Origin of the sequence: Flagellimonas sp., assembly GCF_965601775.1 — a bacterium.
In the GTDB taxonomy this organism is placed as follows: domain Bacteria; phylum Bacteroidota; class Bacteroidia; order Flavobacteriales; family Flavobacteriaceae; genus Flagellimonas.
This window is the reverse complement of sequence record NZ_OZ271837.1, coordinates 1547376-1568543: the sequence shown is the minus strand read 5'-3', so window position 1 is coordinate 1568543 and position 21168 is coordinate 1547376. Positions and strand designations below refer to the sequence as shown.

Genomic DNA, 21168 nt, shown 5'->3' with positions numbered 1-21168 from the left:
GTTTAACAAACCAACTAAAACCAACATTTGAAAATGTGATTTAAAGTTCCTGAAGACAATCCAAAACATTTTTTGAAATACGGTCTTGGATATTGGAAATATCAGCCCTGTCAAAAGTTTCTCCGGTAATGCTTTCGAAAAGCTCAATGTAGCGTTCCGAAACGGTCGCAATGTAGTCATCGTTCATTTGGGGAACCGTTTGTCCATCCAAACCTTGGAATCCATTGGAAATAAGCCATTGTCTGACGAATTCCTTGGACAATTGTTTTTGAGCTTCGCCCTTTTCCTGTCGCTCTTGATAGCCTTTTGCGTAGAAATAACGTGATGAATCTGGAGTGTGGATTTCGTCAATTAAAACAATCTCCCCTTCTCTGGTCTTCCCAAACTCATATTTGGTGTCTACTAAAATTAAACCCTGCTTTGCTGCTAATTCCGTGCCTCTTTCAAATAACTTTTGGGTGTAGTCTTCCAAAATCAAATAGTCGGCTTTACTCACAATACCCTTTTCAAGAATTTCTTCTCTTGAAATATCTTCATCATGACCTCCTTTTTCCGCTTTGGTAGCGGGAGTAATTATTGGTTCTGGAAACCTATCGTTTTCAATCATTCCCTCAGGGATGGGTACCCCACAAAGCGTTCGTTTTCCAGCTTTATATTCTCGAGCAGCATGACCCGATAAATATCCTCGAATCACCATTTCAACCTTGAAGGGCTCACATGCCTTTCCCACTGCAACATTAGGGTCTGGGGTTGCCAAAAGCCAATTGGGCACCAAATCTTCCGTGGCTTTCATCATTTGTGTGGCAATCTGATTCAGAATCTGACCTTTGTAGGGAATTCCTTTGGGCATTACCACATCAAAAGCAGACAAACGGTCTGTCGCAATCATAACCAGAATATCATCTTCAAGGGTATACACCTCACGAACTTTTCCCTTGTAAACTGAACGCTGTCCAGGAAACTGAAAATCGGTTTCCATTAAAGTATTACCCATCATACTAGTTCTGGTGTTCTATGTTTTTGTAGGCGTCGATTACTTTTTTGACCAATTTGTGACGAATAACATCCTTATCATCTAGGTAAATAATACCTATTCCCTTTACGTTTTTCAGGATAAGTAAGGCCTCTTTGAGACCCGAAATGACACGTCTAGGTAAATCAATCTGGCCCGGGTCGCCCGTGAGCAGGAACTTTGCATTTTTCCCCATTCGGGTCAAAAACATCTTCATTTGGGCATGGGTGGTATTCTGTGCTTCGTCCAATATAACAAAAGCATTATCCAGAGTACGACCTCGCATGAAGGCCATGGGGGCTATTTGAATTGTGCCATCTTCAATGTATTTGGCTAACTTTTCGGGTGCTATCATATCACGCAAAGCATCATATAGCGGTTGCATGTAGGGGTCCAACTTTTCCTTAAGGTCACCTGGCAGAAAGCCCAAGTTCTCCCCGGCTTCCACAGCCGGCCTTGTCAAAATTATTCGCTTCACCTGCTTCTCTTTAAGTGCCTTTACTGCAAGAGCCACTCCAGTATAGGTCTTCCCCGTACCAGCCGGTCCAATGGCAAAAACCATATCATTCTCGCGGCAAAGGTCCACCATCTTTCTTTGGTTTACTGTCTGGGCTTTGATTAGCCTGCCACTTACCCCATGCACCAAAACCTCGTTACTTGCCTTGGAGGATTGGTAATCTTCCTCTCCATTGCTAGTCAAAACACGTTCAATCATGTTTTCATCCAGCTTGTTATATTTGGCGAAATGCGAGGTCAGCATATCAAAACGCTGATCAAACTCCTCTAAAAGTTCTTCGTCCCCGTAAACTTTTATTTTATTGCCTCTGGCAACAATCTTTAGCTTGGGAAAATATTTCTTTAAGAGTTCTATGTTCTCATTGCGTTGCCCAAAAAAGTCCTGTGGGCTGATTTCCGTAAGTTCAATTATGAGTTCGTTCAAAAAAAGAGGGGTGTTTAGGGTTATTTTCGAAGAAATCTATTCGTTCTAATTTGTTTATTTTTACCCCACAAACTTAACCAAAAAATCATTTTGGGCGCCGAAAAACATATCAACAGTATTGCATGGCAATCATAACTTTAACTACTGATTTTGGGCAAAAAGACCACTTTATTGGCGCCATAAAGGGTAGTATTTTAAGCCATGTATCCGATATTACCCTTGTTGACATTTCTCATGAAATAAGCCCTTTTAACATTCAGGAATGTGCTTATATCTTAAAGAACAGCTACTCCCATTTTCCAAAAGGCACTATCCATGTGGTGGGAGTGGATTCCGAACTTTCTCCTGAAAATGAGCACATTGTAGTTGAAGCGGATGGCCATTTTTTTATTGGAGCCAACAATGGGATTATTTCCATGATTACTTCCGACGTAAAAATTGATGCCATCATGGAAATCCATTTACCACAGGATGAGATAAATTCCTTTCCTGTTTTGGAGGTTTTTGTCCCGGTGGCCTGCCATCTTGCCCGGGGTGGAAAAATGGAAGTCATTGGTCGCCCATTTAAGGCACTTAAGGAATCCAAGGAATTTGAACCAAGAATAACAAACGACGGAAAAACCATAGTTGGCAATGTGATTTATATCGATAATTATGGAAATGCGGTAACCAATATCCGTAAAAGCCTTTTTGAAGCATATCGCAATGGAAGAGACTTTGAAGTTGTTGCCAGGACAAACAAAATACGGTCATTACATCATACTTATAATGGCATTATAAATTACGATTTGGACAAGGGACAACGAAAAGGCCCTGGGGATGCCCTAGCCTTATTCAACACTTCTGGATTTGTAGAGTTGGCAATTTTTAAAAGTGATTTGAACAGTGTTGGGGGAGCATCCACCTTATTGGGGTTGAATTATCGGGATACCATCACTATAAATTTTTTGTAAATGTTGATACGCATTGTAAAATTGACCTTTAAACCCGAAAATATCCCTAGTTTTGAGCGCATTTTTGAAACGTCTAAGCATACCATATTGGGATTTGCAGGTTGTAATTTTCTTGAACTATATCAGGATGTAAATCATCCCAACATCTTTTTTACCTATAGTTTTTGGGAGGATGAGTCCTATTTGCAGGCCTACAGAAATTCCAGCTTTTTTAAAGAAGTATGGAAAAACACCAAAGCCCTGTTTTCCGAAAAGCCCGAGGCATGGAGTGTTAACAAACATTCAATGAGCAATGAGCAAAAGAAATGGATTTAAAATTTGGCCAGATATCATTTTTTCAAACTATTGGATATTGAGCCATTGATAATTGATAATTGAAAAAGAATGTTTGCAGTTTTTAGAAGAGAAATCCAATCCTTTTTTACAGCGCCCATTGGCTATCTCATAGTTGGACTCTTCCTTTTGCTCAATGGTTTATTCCTTTGGGTTTTTAAAGGAGATTACAACATTTTTGATTACGGCTTTGCGGACCTAAGCAATTTCTTTTTGTTGGCCCCATGGGTTTTTATTTTTCTGATTCCTGCCATAACCATGAAGAGTTTTTCCGAAGAACGAAAACTGGGTACCCTAGAGTTGCTTCTAATAAAACCAATATCAATTTGGAAAGTAGTATTTGGAAAATTTCTAGGCACTTGCGCACTTTGCACTATTGCCATAATACCCACAATCATCTATGTTTTCGCCATTGCTGATTTGGGTATTATTCCTGGAAATTATGACCTAGGTGTAGTTCTAGGTTCCTATTTTGGATTGATTTTCTTGATTTCAGCTTATGTAAGTATGGGGCTCTTCGCCTCTACCCTGTCGGAAAACCAAATTGTGGCCTTTATCTTCGGAATTTTACTCTGCTTTTTATTATTCAATGGATTTGACGCAATTTCAACCTTGTTTTCCAACGGCGATACCCAACTGCAAATTCAGCAGCTCGGTGCTAATACACATTTTGAGAGCATCGCTCGAGGAATTATAGATACCCGGGATTTGATTTATTTCATATCTATCACTCTTTTCTTTTTATTCTTGACCCATAACCGATTAAGTAGTTTGACACCATGAAAGGAAAGTTATTTCTACATATCGCATTGGGATTGGTTATCGTTGTTCTTCTGAATTTTTTGGGAAGTTTTGTTTACAAAAGATTCGACCTTACCGAGGATTCGCGTTTTACAATATCGGAACCCGCTATTGAGGTAGCCAAGAAGTTTGAAAATCCAGTAATTATTGATATCCTGTTGGATGGGAACATACCTCCTGAGTTTGCCAAACTGAAATCAGAAACATTGCAATTGGTCAAATCCTTTGCTTCTATCAATAGTAATATCAAGTTCAATTTGGTCAATCCTTTGGAAGATGAAGCGCAAAGACAACAGACCATTTTGGATTTGCAACGAATTGGTCTAACACCTGCAAATGTTAGAATAGAGGATGGAGGAAAAGTATCCCAAGAGCTCATTTTTCCATGGGCTATGGTAAATTACAATGACCAGACCGTAAAAGTTTCACTACTAAAGAATACGTTAAGTACGAGTTTAAATGCTGAAGAACGTATCAATAATTCCGTGCAGCAATTGGAATATGCATTTGCTGATGCCTTTACCAAATTGACTTTTACTGAAAAGAAGCGTATTGCTGTAATCAAAGGAAATGGACAATTGGAGGATATTTACATAGCTGACTATCTTACATCTGTTAGGGACTACTACAATTTGGGAATCATAACATTGGATTCTGTTGCTGGCAATCCGCAAAAAGTACAGGACCAACTGAATAATTTTGATTTGGCACTAATCGCAAAGCCTACGGAAGCTTTCACAGATGAAGAAAAGTATATATTGGACCAATTTATGGTCAACGGAGGGAAGTCTATCTGGTTGATAGACCAAGTGGCTATGGAAGTTGACAGTCTTTTTGCTGGAGGAGGTAAGGCTTTGGCCCTACCCCGAGAATTGAATCTGAATGATTTTTTCTTCAATTATGGGGTGCGCATCAATCCTGTGCTGATAAATGACCTTTATTTTACACAAATCGTTTTGGCGTCTGGAGAAGGAAATGATTCGCAATTCAATCCGGTACCTTGGTATTATAATCCAATGGTCTTTTCAAAAAACAGTCACCCTATAAACTCCAATATTGAAGCCGTGCGCTATCAGTTTGCCAATTCCATTGATTTATTGGATAACGGTTATAACGCGACTGTCTTGTTGCAAAGTTCTCCATTATCCAAAACCGAAGGAACTCCCAAACAAATTGGATTGGACATTCTGAACACACCGCCAGACAAAGAATCCTATACCAATGGGAACCAGCCCCTGGCTGTACTGGTGGAAGGAGAATTTAAGTCTGCTTACAAAAGTAGGGTCAAACCTATGAAACTGGAGAATCCTGTTGAAGATGGAGTGCTTAATAAAATGATAGTTATTGCGGACGGGGACCTTATTAAAAACCAACTACAAAATGGGCAGCCCTTGGAATTAGGGTTTGATAAATGGACCAGCAATTCATACGGAAATAAGGAGTTTTTGATAAACTGCACGAATTATCTTCTGGATGATACCGGACTTATAAACATCCGAAATAAAAAAGTAAGCATTCCCGTGTTGGATGTTGAAAAAATAGCAGCAAAAAGAATCAAATGGCAACTACTGAATATCGGGCTTCCAGTGGTTTTGACCCTTCTTTTTGGATTCGCATTTAGCTATTTCAGAAAACGGAAATACAGCACCTAAGTGTTGATAAATTTGTTTCTTTGCCTCGCTCATTTGAGATATATTTGTTTTTATCGATTTAGTTTTGGTCAAAGGACACCAAGGGTTTGTGCCAAAATTCCAAAAGACTTTCTTTAATGAAATTTATTGTATCCAGCACGTATTTATTAAAACATCTTCAGGTATTAGGTGGTGTTATCAATAATAGCAACACTTTACCTATTTTGGACAATTTCCTGTTCGACCTTAAGCAAAATAAGTTGACGGTATCCGCATCGGATTTGGAGACTACTATGAGTTCTGTTCTAGATGTCGATTCAGATTCCGAAGGTGCCATTGCTGTACCTGCAAGAATTCTACTGGATACCCTAAAAACATTTGCAGAACAGCCCTTGACTTTTGTAGTTGAGGATAATAATACGGTTGAAATCAGTTCCAATCACGGAAAATACGCTTTAGCTTATGCCGATGGTGCCGAATTTCCGAAAGCAATAGAAGTTTCCAATCCAAGTTCCACGGTGCTTATGGGTGATATTCTAGCTACGGCCATTAATAAAACCATTTTTGCAGCTGGGAATGATGACCTTAGGCCGGTTATGAGTGGTGTATTTTTTCAGTTTTCAACCGAAAATTTGACTTTTGTTGCCACGGATGCCCATAAGTTGGTAAAGTATCAACGCACCGATGTCAAGGCCAGTCAAACGGCAGAATTCATTATGCCCAAAAAACCCTTGAATCTCCTTAAGGGAATTCTAGCAGGTTCAGAGTCCGAAGTAACCATCGAATACAATGATAGTAATGCCAAATTCATTTTTGATAATACGGAACTCATATGTAGGCTGATTGATGGAAAATATCCGAATTACGAAGCGGTTATTCCTAAGGAGAATCCCAATGTCCTTTCCATTTCTAGAGGGCAATTTTTAGGTTCTGTTCGCAGAGTATCCATTTACTCCAATAAAACCACGCATCAAATCCGCTTGAAAATAGCAGGTGCAGAATTGAATATCTCAGCAGAAGATGTGGACTACAGTAACAAAGCTGATGAGCGCCTATCCTGTTCGTATCAGGGAGACGATATGCAAATTGGTTTCAATTCCAGGTTTTTGGTAGAAATGCTCGGAAATCTTTCTGCAGATGATGTCACTCTTGAGATGAGTCTTCCGAATCGCGCAGGGATTTTGACTCCCGCCGATGGACTGGATGAAGGCGAACATATTACCATGTTGGTAATGCCAGTTATGTTGAACAACTAATCTCCAACCATAAAACGGGAAAAAGCCGAAGCTAATGCTTCGGCTTTTTCTATTTAGAGAAAAGGTATCGTCATAAAATTGGATGGTGATTCCCCGTTCGAAGCTTTCACAGCGTTAACGATGGGAAGTACAAAACCTAAGATGGCCACACCTATCAAGCCTAATATTCCCAAACCTAAAAGTAAAATGGCCGGGATACTTATAAATATGTAAAGCAATAAGCTTAATTGCAAATTGACTGCCGCCTTACCATGTTCGTTCATACCCTCAACACTTTTTCTGGAGCTTAGCCAGATAATGAGCGGTACGATAAACCCTCCAAACCCAATTACATAATACAATAACTGGGTAAGATGCATAATGGATAACAAAGTGGTATCCTTCCTTAAAACATTTTGATTAACTACTTCCATTTTTTTGATTGATATTGATGATGTATATGATTAGTATTACTTTCAAAAGAAATGTTACACCTTAACTTCAAAACAAAATCCTAAGAGCTATTTGCTTTTGAAATGGAGCATTAATACAATCATTAAATACTAATCAAATCAATTACCACCCATTATGATGATTTTGAATTTAAATCCTGAAAATCAGTGAATTATGTAAGAAAATATACCATTTAAGATAAAGAGCACTATCATCTTCAGTAGGTAGTCTATTTTTTTTACTGTTTGTCCCATTTGTTTTATTTGAAGGAACAAATGTTAGAGTTTTGTTAATACTGTTAAATACAAAATCGACTGGAATATGAAAAAAATTTACTATTTAGCATTTGCACTGATTATGACCTTTGCTGCTTGTGAGACAGAAGAGGTTTCGACTATGGAAAGTACTGCCAATTCTCCTGAAGAAAGTATTGGTGATGTATCTGCACTAGATGAACAAGAAGTAGACATTGAACAACTAGAGGGAATTCAAAGTCAATTTCTTAGCGAGTTAAGTGATTTGGATTTGGAACAAATCGGTAACATTGACCTACAAGCAGTGGATTTAAGAAATTCAGATGAAGGTCTTGAAAGTGGGAAGGGAAAGCGTAGACCAAGAATAACATCCTTATGTCTAGTAAAAGATGCAGACAGATGCCCTTTTGAAGATAGACAACCCACTTCCAATATGTGGTGGCCAGAAAATGATACGGACTTTTTCAACACTACAGCATATTTTTCTTCTACCAGATATCACCGAATGATTTTTGCTACTTTCAGCAACGGTACTGCGCTCATAAGAGGTATTACCAAGATGAATGATGGAAAATGTAAGGTTTATGTCAACGTATGGTTGAGGGACAAACAAACCTATGAAGAATTTAGTGCCAACGGTGGAGAGTTTAAGCTTGAACCAGGTTGTGCCTCACAGGCGGCTAATGAGGAAGAGTTGCTCTATTATGAAATTGATAACGAGCGTAGCTGGCTTTACTCCAAAGGAAGCGATTGTTTAGGACAAGGATGTTTTGGCCTCGAACAACGTGGTGAAAATTTAAGGGGACAGCTAGGTCCAAACGGTGCAGCATTCGACTCAAATATCGGGGATAACGGATTTAGCAACTGGGGTTGGATTACAGACAAGCATTCAGGAGAGAGATTATGGGTTATGGATTTCGACTTTAGACTTAGATGCTGTAGAGGATATCACTAATTAACTTCTTCACAATATAGAAATAAGGGTAAAACTTCAGGATTTACCTCAACAACAAAGGCCAGATATAATTCTGGCCTTTTTTAATATATTGTATTATTCGCTGTCAGTGCTTACAGAGGATTAAATATGCTAGGCATACGGCTGCAAAGACTTTTTAGACTAACCAATTCCACTGGAAAGTGAAATCTAGTTAACAAATCACTTTGTCCAATGCAATCTCTTAAACTGAAAGGTCATGGTCCCTAGCCAAATTACCCAATTAAAGTTTATCAAAAAGGCAAGTATCCTCACCTTTTTGTTTCGCTTTGAAAAACTTTCCATGTTAAAGGGATATATATTCACGCCTTTGAGCTCCTTCAACTTCTGCTTTATAAATGTAAAGCTTAAGCCAAAATTTATCATTTTAACCAGATTAACATAAGCAAACTGATTTATCCTCTGTTTAATAATTGGAAGTGCTTTCGACCCACTATTTGTACCAACATACTCATCCAATAAATACGAATTGGAAAGAACCATAGCATGCATTGTATTAACCAACTTAAAATTTTTATCAAAGTCGTTTGACCTCATTATAGAATCCGGGGACTGATAATAATAATGGCATAACCAATCAAAATAGGCCATTTTACCTGAGCCCAACAACACCTGATATGTAAATCGGACATCGGCATTGTTTTGATTGTCTTCAAAGCGTAATTCCTTTTCTAGCAAAAAACTTCTTTTGACGATATACCACCAAACTTCTACCCTATGCTTTGGGTAAGAGCAGATAAAAGACGCTCCATTTTCAAACAGCTCATACTTCTCCTTTTCATTACGTATTAAGTCTTTTGAGGTTATATTATCACTCTCCCTAGACTTAAATCCTACCAAGTCCAGATTTTCACTAAGTCCAAAATTCAGGATTTGGTCCAATCGATTTTCCACTAGAGCGTCGTCCACATCTAAATTATAGATATACTTGCCTTTGGCTAAACTTAAAAGTTTATTCCTTGTATTGAACAGCCCCATGTTGGATTGGGAATATACCTTTATTTGACTATGCTTCTTAGAAAATTCCAAAGCCAAATCATAAGAAGAATCGGTGGAGCCATCATCAATTAAGATGATTTCATAGCGGTCAGGATTTAAATTCTGATTTAAAACTCCAGTCAGGCAGTCCTTAACATAGTTTTCACCGTTATAAACAGAAATTAAAACACTCAAGTCCATAAACAAGAAATGATTTTGAAACTGAAGAAATACATTTTTCGGTTTGAACGTAATCTATAATTGATTAACGAACAAATCCTGCATTATTACATTTTTTCTATTCGTAATTTTGCACCCATGATTATAGAAGATAACATAATTGCTTTGGCTACACCCCCTGGGGTTGGTGCAATAGCGGTTATTCGAATTTCAGGAAATGAGTCCTTAAAAATAGTGGATTCACAATTTAAATCAATTGTAGACAAGCAATTAATACATGAAAAAAGCCATACCATTCATTTAGGTTATATCACCAATGATGACAAAGTTTTAGACCAAGTCTTGGTATCCGTTTTCAAAGCTCCCAATTCTTACACAGGAGAAAATGTAGTTGAAATTTCCTGTCATGGCTCCCCTTACATTCAAAAACAGATTCTAGAACTTTTTTTGAGAAAGGGCTGTAGAATGGCCACTGCCGGTGAGTTTACCCTAAGGGCGTTTTTAAATGGCAAAATGGACTTAAGCCAAGCGGAAGCGGTTGCGGATTTAATAGCCAGTGATAGTGCTTCCGCCCACGAGATCGCTTTAAATCAAATGCGAGGTGGATTTAGAAATGAGATAGAAGAATTACGACAGGAGCTTCTGAACTTTGCTTCTTTGATAGAATTGGAATTGGATTTTTCGCAAGAGGATGTTGAATTTGCCAATAGAGATCAATTCAACACGCTTCTATCAAAGATAAGTGAGGTACTTAAAAAGCTCATCGATTCATTTTCCATAGGAAATGTAATGAAACATGGAGTCCCTGTGGCCATAGTGGGAGAACCCAATGTTGGAAAGTCTACCCTACTGAATGCCTTTTTAAATGAGGAAAAGGCCATTGTAAGTGATGTTGCCGGTACTACCCGGGATGCTATAGAAGACCAAATCGGCATAAAAGGAATTAACTTCCGGTTTATTGATACCGCTGGAATTCGCGATACTCAGGATACCGTGGAACGAATAGGAATTGAAAGAACCTTCTCAAAGATTGACAAGGCCAAATTGATTATTTACCTTTTTGATGGAAAAAACGTAAATGATTCGACCCTTCAAGAAATCACAACAAAATATCCAAATAAACCTCTTTTACCCATTTGCAATAAGACCGATACCCTGAAAATTGAAACCATTGAGAAATTAAAATCCAAGATTCCTGAAGTGATATTTATATCAGCAAAAACTGGAGAAGGTGTAGAAGCCTTAAAAGAAAAACTGTACACCTCTGTCGAAACAGGCACGCTAAAAGGGGATAATATTGTTGTGAGCAATAGTAGACATTATGATGCCTTGTTAAAGTCGTTGGAGGAAATACAAAAAGTAAAAGAAGGTATGGATGTGGGGATTACAGGAGATTTGCTGGCAATCGATATACGTCAGGCCCTCTTTCATTTGGGAGAGATAACAGGAAGCGTTACTACCGACGATTTGCTAGGAAATATTTTTTCCAACTTTTGCATCGGAAAATAGAACCATAATTAGTACGGGTCTCAGTAGCCAAACCTATCCTAGCGAATACAAAGAATACCTACTATATTCGTAGTCCAAATTTTAATCATGTTCAGTTTTTTTGAAAAGAAGATTTTTTTAGTTGACCATTTACATGGTTTGGTAGATATACACAATCATATTTTACCTGGAATTGATGATGGAGCAAAAACTGTGAAGGAATCTATGGATTTAATCATTGGCTTTTCTGAATTTGGAATCAAGAATTTTGTGTGTACTCCTCATGTAATGAGCCATTATTACCCGAATACTCCAAGTACCATCAAGTCAGCATATGATTTAGTAAAACAGGAACTGTCCACAAGAAAAATTGAGGATATACAATTGGATTATTCTGCAGAGTATATGATAGATGAAAACTTCGAAGTACTATTGGATAAAGACAAAACAATTCCTATTGCGAAAAACTTCTTGCTAATTGAAATGTCGTACTTGCAGCCTTCATTATATTTTGACGATGCAATTCAAAAAATCGCCCAAAAATCAATTTACCCCATATTAGCGCACCCGGAAAGGTATGCGTATTTCCACTCAGACAATCAAATTTACCCAAGTTTGAAATCAAGGGGAATTCATTTTCAGCTAAATATGTTGTCTTTATCTGGATATTATGGGGAACAAATTCAAAAAACGGCACGCAATCTATTAGGAAAAGGGTATTATGAATATGTTTCTTCAGATGCGCATAACTTGAAACATCTCAAGGAAATCAAGGAAATTAAAATCCAAAAAAGGACCCTAGACTTGTTATTGCCAATTATTGAAAATACGATATTGAAGTTTTATTGAATCAAGAACTGAATTTCCACCATTTCTTGACAGTTCTTCCGTATCCATAGCCGTATTTGCCCCCATATCCGAGGTTGGATTGTTTTACCCCATTAACAATAAACGATAGTCCTTTCAGCTTGCCTTCTTTTTGTAGCTTGATGGGAAACCCAACCACGTTGGTTTCTGTAATCCCAGCTCTGGTGACATAAAGGGTCTGATCTGCATTTTTGCTAATAAGTAGAGTGTCGGAAACCACCATCAGTGGTGCGGTATCAACAATAATATAATCATATTTCTTTCTGACCGCTTCAAATAATTCATCTGTTCTTTCACTCATCAATAATTCAGTGGGATTAGGTGGAATGGTCCCTGCAAAAATTATATCGATAGTCTCGTTGTTTTCCAGTATGGGAGAAATGATTTCCTTTGGTTCCAAAGTTTTGTTTGACAAAAAATCTGTTAGTCCCTTCTTGCCCTTATTCATGGCGGATTTTACCAATTTGTCAAGATTATTCTCTTTATAAAATTCGTAAATCTTCGGATTTCGAATATCGGCACCCACCAAAAGAACCCTTTTCCCAGCATTGGCATAAATCATGGAGAGATTAAAGGAAACCAGGGTTTTACCCTCTCCTGGCACACTGGACGTTACAAAAATGGTTTTTCCACGGCTTTCGTTGAAATTCCGCCTGGATTTTAGGATGAAATCCAAGTTTGTTCTCAATATTCTGAGGGATTCGGCCAAAACGGTTCGCTCATCGGTCTTAATTAAAGTGTTTTCCTTTTTAGAAATTTTGGGTAGCTCGGCCAAGACTGGAACATCGCCCGTTAACTTTTCTAAATTGACCTTATTATGAATCTTATTGTCCAAAATATCCTTGCCATATATTACGGAAAAAGGTACCAACAGGCCAAGAATAACGGAAGCTAAAAGCACAACAGGCATCTTAGGAGAGACCGGGGCCTTGCTCAAAAGATAAGCCCTATCGATAACTTTTGACTTAGGTGATGCCGAAGCAAATGTAATCTGAGACTCCTCACGTTTCTGTAACAAATAAAGATATAGCGATTCCGTTGTTTGTTGTTGGCGCGTAATATCACGTAGTGCCCGCTCATTTTTAGGGGCAGAAAAGATTCGAGAATTGATCTTGGACAATTGATTGCTTAGACTATTGACTTGAAGCGATAAGTTATTGGTAACACTGTTTAAACTTGATTTCATACTTCGCTTCAAACCATCCAACTGTTGGTCTAGATTAACAATAATCGGGTTTTTCTCATTAGAACTTTCCAGAAGTCTTCTTCTCTCCAGTGCCAGTTCATTATATCGTGCAGTTGTGCTGGCGATAGTCTGATCGGTCAACCCAACATTGGCTGGAAGCAACTCATATCCATCTTGATTATCTACAAGGTCTTTCATAGATGAGGCAATTTCCAATTGAACCGTTGCGTTCTGTAATTCTTGTTGATTGGCTGCTCCAATATTCAAGTTTACATTGGTTTGGGTGGCAATATCAGCTATTCCCCTACCAGCCTTGAAGTCTTCTGCACTTTGGTCTACTGTGGACAAATTTCCATAAATATCGGCTATCCGGTCATTGATAAAATTAGAGGTACGGTCTGCAATTGCTTTTTTATCATCAACAGCATTCTGATTATACTTATCTATTAAAGTATTAATGATATCCTTGCCTCTTTCCTTAATTGCGTCATTTAAGGTTATTGAAATTATATTGGAAAATTCCTCCGTTACTGTTATCAATATTTTCCTTTGATAATATTCAGCCCTGGCTGCCAGTGGACTGATTTTGACTTCAAAATCCCTCCCGCTGTAAGATGTCATATCTAATGAGCCATTAGGAGTAATAATTAAATCGCCCAAGGAGGAAGGTATGGGTTTTCCAAAAGAAAACTCTTTAAACGTTTTGTTCTCAATATTGGCAAATTGAAATTTGGTGTCCGAAATCAATCTGATGTAAAATGCAGATTCCGTTTTTTGAACAATAGAGTCCGGGCCCAAAAAGTTGATGTTAAATGGCGGGTTATCATAGAGCCCTGTATTCTTGATGTTTCCAATTGCTATTATCCTTTTGTTCAATCCTAGTTCTTTGACCACCTCGATAAGGTTGGTTCTAGAGTTTAAGGTTTCTATCTCATCAAGAACATTATTCCCGGTCCCCCCAAAAACACCTAAATCGGTGAATGCACCAAGTTCTGAGGTAGAATTCTGATCTTCCAATATTTTAACCTTCGCATGGATGGCATACTCAGGTACTGTATACCTTATATATAAAATCGCGAAAGTTATGGCAAGAATGATTGAAACCACAAACCATTTCCAATTCTTCACATAGGGCTGGATCAGGGTACTTACGTCAGGGTTATTATTGGGGGTTGTTTGTTTTTCGTTCTGCATTTTAAAACACAATTTAATTTCGTGTGAGTAACAAAACTGTAGAGGTTATTAGCACTGACGCAATGGAAACATAGATTGTAGCCCTGGCATCAAGAGAAGTTTCTTTGATACCTGATTTGTTAGGTTCCACATAGACCACATCATTTTGGGTCAAATAGTATACAGGCGATTTTATAATATCTTTGGAGGTCAAATTAATACGGGTGTACACTTTGGTGCCATTAAAATCTCGAATCACCAAAACATTGTTTCGAACACCTCGTAACGTAATATCACCCGCAAGCCCCAAAGCTTCCAAAATTGTTATTTGTTCGCCATTCACAGGGTAAGTACCAGGTCTCCCCACTTCTCCCAAAACAGTCACCGTAAAATTGCGTAACCTAATATTTATAATGGGGTCCTTCAGGTAAACTGATAATCGCTCCCTTAGAAGAACGCGTACTTCGTCTGGAGAAAGTCCTTCAATTTTCAGTTTTCCAATCACCGGAAAATCGATTTCCCCTGCCTGATCCACTAAATAATCTACTTGTTCTGCCCGGAAACCCCCTTCAGAAGCACCTCTAAACAGATTAAAGGGGGCGCTAGCTTCTGGATTCAAAGAAGATACATGAATGGACACCAAATCATCAACCTTAAACTTTGAAACAAAACTGTTGTCATTGACCAAAGTTTCAAAATTCCCAGTATCCTGAAAATAGACCACATCCTTTCTGGAAGCACAAGAAGAAAGTACAATCAAAATACCTACAAGTATTGCCCTAACGAATAATCTCGAATCATTTCTTTTCATAAATCAAGGAAGTATAAACGTATTAATTTAATGTGTTGTGGGGTTGTTCTGATTGGACTTTTTGGTCCGCTTCAAAAGTAGTACTTTCTTTCTTATCCAATTGGCAAAATTCAGAGTTGTTTGATATAAACTCTGGAACGATATGTTTCATCAACTTTACCGTATTTTCACCGAAAAACATATTGGCTATACAAAGCTCATCAATCAAAGATTTCAGTTTTCCGTATTCCAATTCCCGAGTCTTACTAATCTTAATTTTATTGTGATATGTAGGGAGGGTATTTTCTCCATTTGCCAATAATTCCTCATATAATTTTTCTCCTGGCCTTAGTCCAGTAATGGTAATATCAATATCCTCTGGATATCTCAAACCCGAAAGCTTAATCATGTTTTTGGCTAAATCGAAAATTTTGACGGACTCACCCATGTCAAAAATGAAAATCTCGCCACCGACGCCCATAGAACCAGCCTCTAGAACTAATTTAGAAGCTTCGGGAATAGTCATGAAATAACGGGTAATGTCCTTATGCGTCAACGTAAGCGGGCCGCCTTTTTCGATTTGTTTCCTAAACAATGGAATAACCGAACCATTTGAACCGAGCACATTTCCAAATCGTGTTATGATATATCTGGTATTACTACGTTTCTGCAAACAGCTCACATAAATTTCAGCTATTCGCTTACTGGCGCCCATAATATTTGTAGGATTTACTGCTTTATCGGTTGAAACCAAAACAAACTTATCAACCTCATGTTCAGATGCTAAATCAGCAATATTTTTTGTCCCAGCAATATTAATTTTAATTGCTTCATACGAATTTTGTTCCATTAACGGAACATGCTTATATGCCGCTGCATGGAAAACCATATTAGGTTTGTACCTCTCAAATAGATTATCCATTCTTTTTTTATCCCTGACATCACCAACAATGGGAATAAAATTGTGAAATCCCTTTTGCTTTAGCTCTTGTTGCAAATCGTATAGCGCCGATTCCGCTTGGTCAATGATAATTAAGGACTTATACTTGAAATTGCATATTTGTCTGACCAATTCACTGCCTATTGAGCCCGCACCGCCCGTAACCAAAACAGTTTTGTTGCGTAGTTCTTTTTCAATGTTCAAATTGTCAAGGTCAATGGGAGCCCGATTTAACAAATCCTCAATTTGAATGTTTTTAATCTGGGAAACCTTTAATTCCCCATTTATCCAATCTTCAACCGGAGGAATAATTTTAACTAATACAGGGAAATCCATCAATCCTTCCACCAATTCCTTTAACCTAGAGCTCGAAATGGTTTGAATACAGAAAATGATTTCAGAAACACCTCTCTTGACAATGAAGGCTTCAGTTAGTACTTCCGGAGAATACACCCTGACGCCATTTATCATTTTACCTACTTTCTTTTTGTCATTATCAACAAATCCAACGACCTTAACATTGTTCTTGGATAGGTTTATTATGGCATTATAGGTAAGTATACCTGATTCACCTGCACCATAGATAACAATATTCTTTGTGGAACTTGGGCGATTTTCATTTAATACATTTAGGTAAAGTACCTTAAAAACGTATCTGGAGCCAACCATTCCAACGAAACCGATAAGGCTATTGATGATAATTATGGACAATGGAATTGTAAAACCACTTTCAGGTGCAAAGGATCGATAAGCCAAAACAATAAAAATGGTAAGAATACTCGTAAGGCATATGGCATTGAAAATGTTATAGACATCCTTTATGCCCGTATGTCTGATCACACCCTTATATGAACCGATAATTAAAAAAGAAAAAAGAGCTACGGTTGCAACGAGAGGTACTTGTATCAATAAGTTTTCTACCTCGAAGTTAAAAGTGAGATTAAATCTCACAAAATACGATAGAACAAAAGCGACACCTATAATGATCACATCAATAGCCAAGACCAACCACTTAGAGGCATATCTTTCTACAGTACTGGTTAGGTAACTTTGTATCATTGAATAGCTTTTTTAAGGGTTTGGGCAGTACGCTCTAAATCTATCCGGCTTAAATTGGAACCACTTGGCAAACAAAGTCCTTTATCGAACAATGCTTCCGAGGTCCCATCAACAAATGCAGTATTCTTTTCAAATACAGGTTGCAAATGCATTGGTTTCCATAAAGGTCGTGATTCTATGTTTTCTTCCAACAAGGCAATCCTAACCTTTTCTCTTACAGCAAAGCTATCAAACAAAACACAGCTTAGCCATCTATTTGAAAACATACCTTCCGGCTCAGGAAGAAAAGACAAGCCAGCTATGTCCTTAAACTCTTGATGGTAATAACTATAATTCCTTCTCCTGGCCTCTACTCTTTCTTCCAAGACCTCCATTTGTCCCCTTCCAATTCCTGCCAGAACATTGCTCATACGATAATTGTGCCCTATCTCAGAATGTTGATAATGTGGTGCATTATCCCTGGCCTGAGTTGCCAAAAAAACGGCTTTTTCCTTTTTGTTTATATCCTTGGATACCAGAGCACCCCCTCCAGAGGTCGTAATGATTTTATTGCCATTGAAGGAAAGTATGGCGATATCGCCAAAAGTACCGCAGTATTGCCCACCCCAAGTACTCCCTAAGGCCTCAGCACTATCTTCCAAAATTGGAATATCGTATTTTTCGCCTATCGCATGAATTTCATCAACTTTATAAGGCATTCCATATAAATGGACAGCGAGTATTGCCTTGGGTTTACGACCCTCTTCCAAACGCTGGAGTATGGCCATTTCCAAAAGCTCAGGTGACATATTCCAAGTTTCCAATTCGCTGTCAATGAAAATGGGTTGCGCGCCTAAATAGGTAATTGGGTTGGCGGAGGCCGAAAAGGTAAAACTTTGACACAACACCTCATCTCCTGGACCAACATCCAATAGCTTTAGTCCAAGATGTATGGCAGCTGTACCAGAGCTCAACGCTGCCACATGCACACCATTTCCTAAATAGTCCTCAATTGCCTTCTCGAATCCAGAAACATTAGGACCCAGAGGAGCAATCCAATTGGTTCTAAAAGCTTCTTCTACGAATCTTTGTTCGTTGCTTCCCATATGGGGAGAGGAAAGCCAAATCTTAGTTAGTGTTTCCACGAGGTTAAATTTCAGTAAGATTCAATTACAAAACTCAAGCAAATTAGCTATAGTTTTTGGGCCCAAGACAAAAATTTAGCATAATTCGATTAATACCAAAAAATATCGGTTAAAGGGGCTTTTTGTAACCGAAACAAATTAAGTTGAAATGGCATATTGGACAGCTAAACATCTTGTCGCCTTAAAGATTCATTTATCGACAATATTTTGTTTAATGTAGAGTTATTTACTAATCTTTGCACCCGCAATGAACAAAATTACTTCATGAAAAAAATCACGGAAATTTGCTGCGTTGGAGCAGGATATGTGGGGGGGCCGACCATGGCAGTTATTGCAAATCAATGTCCTGAAATCAACGTTACGGTAGTTGATATCAATCAAAAGCGTATTGATGACTGGAACGATGAAAACCTTGATAAGCTTCCTATATATGAACCTGGACTAAAGGAAATTGTCGGAGAGAACAGAAATAAAAATCTTTTTTTCTCCACGGAAGTTGACAAGGCCATTGATAAGGCCCAGATGATTTTTATTTCTGTCAATACCCCAACAAAAACATATGGCAAAGGAAAAGGTCAAGCCGCAGACTTAAAATTTATTGAGTTGTGCGCGAGAAATATTGCCGAGGTAGCGAAAGACGACAAAATTGTAGTTGAAAAATCTACCTTGCCGGTTAGAACAGCCCAAGCCATAAAAAGCATATTGGACAATACGGGCAAAGGAGTACATTTTGAGGTTCTTTCCAATCCTGAATTTTTAGCTGAAGGTACTGCAATTGATGATTTGCTTCATGCTGACAGGGTCTTAATAGGTGGCGATGATACACCGACAGGCAAAGCAGCTAAAGATGCCTTAAGCCTTGTCTATGAAAATTGGATTCCAAAGGAGAAGATATTACAGACCAACGTATGGTCTTCTGAATTATCAAAATTGGTGGCCAACGCATTCTTGGCCCAACGAGTCTCTTCCATCAACTCTATTTCTGCCCTTTGCGAAATGACCGATGCCAATGTTCAAGAAGTATCAAAGGCCATAGGTTTTGATAGTAGAATAGGCCCAAAGTTTTTACAGGCTTCTGTAGGCTTTGGTGGGTCATGTTTTCAAAAAGATATTCTCAATCTGGTGTACATTGCCCGAAGTTATGGATTGTCTGAAGTAGCAGATTATTGGGAACAGGTAATCATCATGAACGATTATCAAAAGCGACGTTTTGCGGAAAATATAATAACAACCCTTTACAACACCGTATCCGGGAAAAAAATCGTTATGTACGGTTGGGCCTTTAAAAAGGACACCAATGATACCCGGGAATCTGCAGCCATTTATGTTGCTGATGCACTATTGGAGGAAAAAGCCGAGATTGTAGTGTATGACCCGAAAGTATCGGAAGAACGGATATATGCCGATCTTGAATACCTAGGAAGCCGAGATCCAAACGTGAACAGGGAACTGCTGAAAGTTGTCAATGACCCCATTGAAGCCACAGAAAAAGCCCACGCCGTGGCGATAATGACGGAATGGGACGAGTTTAAGGCTTTGGACTGGGAAAAAGTCTTTGAAAATATGCTAAAACCTGCTTTCCTTTTTGACGGCCGACGTCTTCTAGAAACCCAAAAAATGGAAGATATTGGATTTAAATACTACAAAATAGGGGAATCATGAAAATTTTGGTGACCGGGGCAGCCGGTTTTATCGGTTTCCATGTCTGCAAAAGCCTTTTGGAAAAAAAACATGAGGTAGTAGGCCTGGATAATATAAATGATTATTACGACACCAAACTGAAATTTGACAGACTTAAAGAACTTGGCATCGCTGAAGAGGAGGCAAGAAATGAAAATTTACATGTAAAAAGTGCAACGCATAGCAATTTTAGTTTTGTGAGAATGGCATTGGAAGATCGTGAAAATCTTCCCGAACTGTTCAAAACTGAATCGTTTGAAATTGTTTGTAATCTAGCAGCACAAGCAGGTGTGCGTTATAGTCTGGAAAATCCTGAGGCTTATATTGACAGTAATTTAGTTGGGTTCTTGAATATATTGGAGTCTTGTCGCCACAATAATGTTAAGCATTTGGTATATGCTAGCAGCTCAAGCGTATATGGAGCCAACGAAAAGGTACCTTTTGAAACAAAAGATCGGGTAGATAACCCCATAAGTCTTTACGCCGCCACCAAGAAAAGTAATGAACTAATGGCTCATACCTATAGCCATTTGTTTAAACTGCGTACCACGGGGATTCGCTTTTTTACGGTATATGGTCCATGGGGAAGACCGGATATGGCCATGTTTTTGTTTACCGACGCCATTTTAAATGATAAGCCCATCAAAGTTTTTAACAATGGTCAACTTGAGCGTGATTTCACTTATATAGATGATATTGTGGCGGGAGTTACAAAAATCATTGAAACGGATACAGAAGACCAGAAAGCAGACATTCCCTATAAACTTTACAACATTGGAAATAACCAATCAGTCAAACTCATGGATTTTATTCAATCCATAGAAGAATGTCTAGGGGTTGAGGCAAAAAAAGATATGCTACCCATGCAACCCGGTGACGTTGTTAGAACTTGGGCTGATGTGAATGACCTAATTGCAGACTATGGCTACAGGCCAAACACTCCTGTAAAGGAAGGTATATCACATTTCATAGATTGGTATAAAGAGTACTATTCCTAGTTGATACTTAGTGAAGGTATCGGTCAATTTTGAACCAAGAAAGATGCCCTTGTTATTTTACATGCACACACTTATCGGGATAGTGTCTTGATAATCATA

The 21168-nt window shown here is 38.3% G+C and carries 18 protein-coding genes; 10 read left to right on the top strand and 8 right to left on the bottom strand.

Going from position 1 to position 21168, the window contains the following annotated elements; genetic code table 11:
• Positions 1-40: 40 nt before the first annotated feature.
• Together ACSLUF_RS07265 and ACSLUF_RS07260 are read right to left on the bottom strand one after the other, a co-directional pair.
• Positions 41-994, bottom strand: coding sequence for a phosphoribosylaminoimidazolesuccinocarboxamide synthase (locus tag ACSLUF_RS07265; RefSeq protein WP_435625823.1), 954 nt, complete (start codon positions 992-994; stop codon positions 41-43).
• 4 nt (positions 995-998) lie between these two features.
• The gene (locus tag ACSLUF_RS07260; protein WP_435625444.1) at positions 999-1952 is read right to left on the bottom strand and encodes a PhoH family protein; all 954 of its coding nucleotides are present in this window, start codon (positions 1950-1952) and stop codon (positions 999-1001) included.
• A gap of 122 nt (positions 1953-2074) precedes the next feature.
• Between ACSLUF_RS07260 and ACSLUF_RS07255 the strand changes: the two genes are divergently transcribed.
• The 5 genes from ACSLUF_RS07255 (at position 2075) to dnaN (ending at position 6926) form a co-directional block, all read left to right on the top strand.
• The gene (locus ACSLUF_RS07255; RefSeq protein ID WP_435625443.1) at positions 2075-2905 is read left to right on the top strand and encodes an SAM hydrolase/SAM-dependent halogenase family protein; all 831 of its coding nucleotides are present in this window, start codon (positions 2075-2077) and stop codon (positions 2903-2905) included.
• The gene (locus ACSLUF_RS07250; protein ID WP_435625442.1) at positions 2906-3220 is read left to right on the top strand and encodes a putative quinol monooxygenase; all 315 of its coding nucleotides are present in this window, start codon (positions 2906-2908) and stop codon (positions 3218-3220) included.
• A 69-nt stretch (positions 3221-3289) separates the two neighbouring features.
• The gene (gene gldF, locus ACSLUF_RS07245; protein WP_435625441.1) at positions 3290-4021 is read left to right on the top strand and encodes a gliding motility-associated ABC transporter permease subunit GldF; all 732 of its coding nucleotides are present in this window, start codon (positions 3290-3292) and stop codon (positions 4019-4021) included.
• Positions 4018-5691 (top strand): gliding motility-associated ABC transporter substrate-binding protein GldG, encoded by a 1674-nt coding sequence (gldG, locus tag ACSLUF_RS07240; RefSeq protein WP_435625440.1) that lies wholly within the window; start codon positions 4018-4020, stop codon positions 5689-5691. The genes gldF and gldG overlap by 4 nt, the downstream gene beginning before the upstream one ends.
• Before the next feature lie 116 nt (positions 5692-5807).
• Positions 5808-6926 (top strand): DNA polymerase III subunit beta, encoded by a 1119-nt coding sequence (dnaN, locus tag ACSLUF_RS07235; protein WP_435625439.1) that lies wholly within the window; start codon positions 5808-5810, stop codon positions 6924-6926.
• A gap of 53 nt (positions 6927-6979) precedes the next feature.
• Here dnaN and ACSLUF_RS07230 read toward each other — a convergent pair whose 3' ends face one another.
• Entirely contained in the window at positions 6980-7339 is a 360-nt protein-coding gene (locus tag ACSLUF_RS07230) for a DUF4870 domain-containing protein (protein ID WP_435625438.1), read from the bottom strand.
• A gap of 340 nt (positions 7340-7679) precedes the next feature.
• On the opposite strand from ACSLUF_RS07230, the gene ACSLUF_RS07225 reads away from it, so the two are divergent.
• Positions 7680-8567 (top strand): hypothetical protein, encoded by an 888-nt coding sequence (locus ACSLUF_RS07225; protein WP_435625437.1) that lies wholly within the window; start codon positions 7680-7682, stop codon positions 8565-8567.
• A 201-nt stretch (positions 8568-8768) separates the two neighbouring features.
• Here the strand turns inward: ACSLUF_RS07225 and ACSLUF_RS07220 are convergent, their stop codons facing one another.
• The gene (locus ACSLUF_RS07220) at positions 8769-9785 is read right to left on the bottom strand and encodes a glycosyltransferase family 2 protein (protein WP_435625436.1); all 1017 of its coding nucleotides are present in this window, start codon (positions 9783-9785) and stop codon (positions 8769-8771) included.
• A gap of 117 nt (positions 9786-9902) precedes the next feature.
• Here ACSLUF_RS07220 and mnmE point away from each other — a divergent pair, with 117 nt between their 5' ends.
• Positions 9903-11273, top strand: a complete 1371-nt coding sequence (gene mnmE, locus ACSLUF_RS07215; protein ID WP_435625435.1) for a tRNA uridine-5-carboxymethylaminomethyl(34) synthesis GTPase MnmE — start codon at positions 9903-9905, stop codon at positions 11271-11273.
• A gap of 87 nt (positions 11274-11360) precedes the next feature.
• The gene (locus tag ACSLUF_RS07210) at positions 11361-12101 is read left to right on the top strand and encodes a tyrosine-protein phosphatase (protein WP_435625434.1); all 741 of its coding nucleotides are present in this window, start codon (positions 11361-11363) and stop codon (positions 12099-12101) included.
• A 1-nt stretch (position 12102) separates the two neighbouring features.
• Here the strand turns inward: ACSLUF_RS07210 and ACSLUF_RS07205 are convergent, their stop codons facing one another.
• Genes ACSLUF_RS07205 through ACSLUF_RS07190 form a run of 4 tightly spaced genes read right to left on the bottom strand, consistent with a single transcriptional unit; the run spans position 12103 to position 18391 of the window.
• A complete protein-coding gene (locus ACSLUF_RS07205; protein WP_435625433.1) occupies positions 12103-14499 on the bottom strand; it encodes a GumC family protein in 2397 nt (798 codons plus the stop codon).
• A gap of 13 nt (positions 14500-14512) precedes the next feature.
• Positions 14513-15289, bottom strand: coding sequence for a polysaccharide biosynthesis/export family protein (locus ACSLUF_RS07200; protein WP_435625432.1), 777 nt, complete (start codon positions 15287-15289; stop codon positions 14513-14515).
• 22 nt (positions 15290-15311) lie between these two features.
• Positions 15312-17267 (bottom strand): polysaccharide biosynthesis protein, encoded by a 1956-nt coding sequence (locus tag ACSLUF_RS07195; RefSeq protein ID WP_435625431.1) that lies wholly within the window; start codon positions 17265-17267, stop codon positions 15312-15314.
• On the bottom strand, positions 17264-18391 hold the full coding sequence (locus ACSLUF_RS07190; protein WP_435625430.1) for a DegT/DnrJ/EryC1/StrS family aminotransferase: 1128 nt from the start codon (positions 18389-18391) through the stop codon (positions 17264-17266). Before ACSLUF_RS07190 ends, ACSLUF_RS07195 begins: the two co-directional genes overlap by 4 nt.
• Positions 18392-18655: 264 nt before the next feature.
• Here ACSLUF_RS07190 and ACSLUF_RS07185 point away from each other — a divergent pair, with 264 nt between their 5' ends.
• On the top strand, positions 18656-20053 hold the full coding sequence (locus ACSLUF_RS07185; protein ID WP_435625429.1) for a nucleotide sugar dehydrogenase: 1398 nt from the start codon (positions 18656-18658) through the stop codon (positions 20051-20053).
• A complete protein-coding gene (locus ACSLUF_RS07180; RefSeq protein ID WP_435625428.1) occupies positions 20050-21069 on the top strand; it encodes an NAD-dependent epimerase in 1020 nt (339 codons plus the stop codon). Before ACSLUF_RS07185 ends, ACSLUF_RS07180 begins: the two co-directional genes overlap by 4 nt.
• The last annotated feature ends 99 nt before the right edge of the window (positions 21070-21168 follow it).

Excerpts from the sequence above, each read along its gene's own strand:
- ACSLUF_RS07220 (WP_435625436.1), bottom strand. The coding sequence starts at position 9,785 with ATGGACTTGAGTGTTTTAATTTCTGTTTATAACGGTGAAAACTATGTT.
- ACSLUF_RS07265 (WP_435625823.1), bottom strand. The coding sequence starts at position 994 with ATGGGTAATACTTTAATGGAAACCGATTTTCAGTTTCCTGGACAGCGT.
- ACSLUF_RS07225 (WP_435625437.1), top strand. The coding sequence starts at position 7,680 with ATGAAAAAAATTTACTATTTAGCATTTGCACTGATTATGACCTTTGCT.
- ACSLUF_RS07205 (WP_435625433.1), bottom strand. The coding sequence starts at position 14,499 with ATGCAGAACGAAAAACAAACAACCCCCAATAATAACCCTGACGTAAGT.
- gldF (WP_435625441.1), top strand. The coding sequence starts at position 3,290 with ATGTTTGCAGTTTTTAGAAGAGAAATCCAATCCTTTTTTACAGCGCCC.
- ACSLUF_RS07200 (WP_435625432.1), bottom strand. The coding sequence starts at position 15,289 with ATGAAAAGAAATGATTCGAGATTATTCGTTAGGGCAATACTTGTAGGT.
- ACSLUF_RS07255 (WP_435625443.1), top strand. The coding sequence starts at position 2,075 with ATGGCAATCATAACTTTAACTACTGATTTTGGGCAAAAAGACCACTTT.
- ACSLUF_RS07180 (WP_435625428.1), top strand. The coding sequence starts at position 20,050 with ATGAAAATTTTGGTGACCGGGGCAGCCGGTTTTATCGGTTTCCATGTC.
- ACSLUF_RS07210 (WP_435625434.1), top strand. The coding sequence starts at position 11,361 with ATGTTCAGTTTTTTTGAAAAGAAGATTTTTTTAGTTGACCATTTACAT.
- ACSLUF_RS07195 (WP_435625431.1), bottom strand. The coding sequence starts at position 17,267 with ATGATACAAAGTTACCTAACCAGTACTGTAGAAAGATATGCCTCTAAG.
- gldG (WP_435625440.1), top strand. The coding sequence starts at position 4,018 with ATGAAAGGAAAGTTATTTCTACATATCGCATTGGGATTGGTTATCGTT.
- mnmE (WP_435625435.1), top strand. The coding sequence starts at position 9,903 with ATGATTATAGAAGATAACATAATTGCTTTGGCTACACCCCCTGGGGTT.
- ACSLUF_RS07185 (WP_435625429.1), top strand. The coding sequence starts at position 18,656 with ATGAAAAAAATCACGGAAATTTGCTGCGTTGGAGCAGGATATGTGGGG.
- dnaN (WP_435625439.1), top strand. The coding sequence starts at position 5,808 with ATGAAATTTATTGTATCCAGCACGTATTTATTAAAACATCTTCAGGTA.
- ACSLUF_RS07250 (WP_435625442.1), top strand. The coding sequence starts at position 2,906 with ATGTTGATACGCATTGTAAAATTGACCTTTAAACCCGAAAATATCCCT.
- ACSLUF_RS07230 (WP_435625438.1), bottom strand. The coding sequence starts at position 7,339 with ATGGAAGTAGTTAATCAAAATGTTTTAAGGAAGGATACCACTTTGTTA.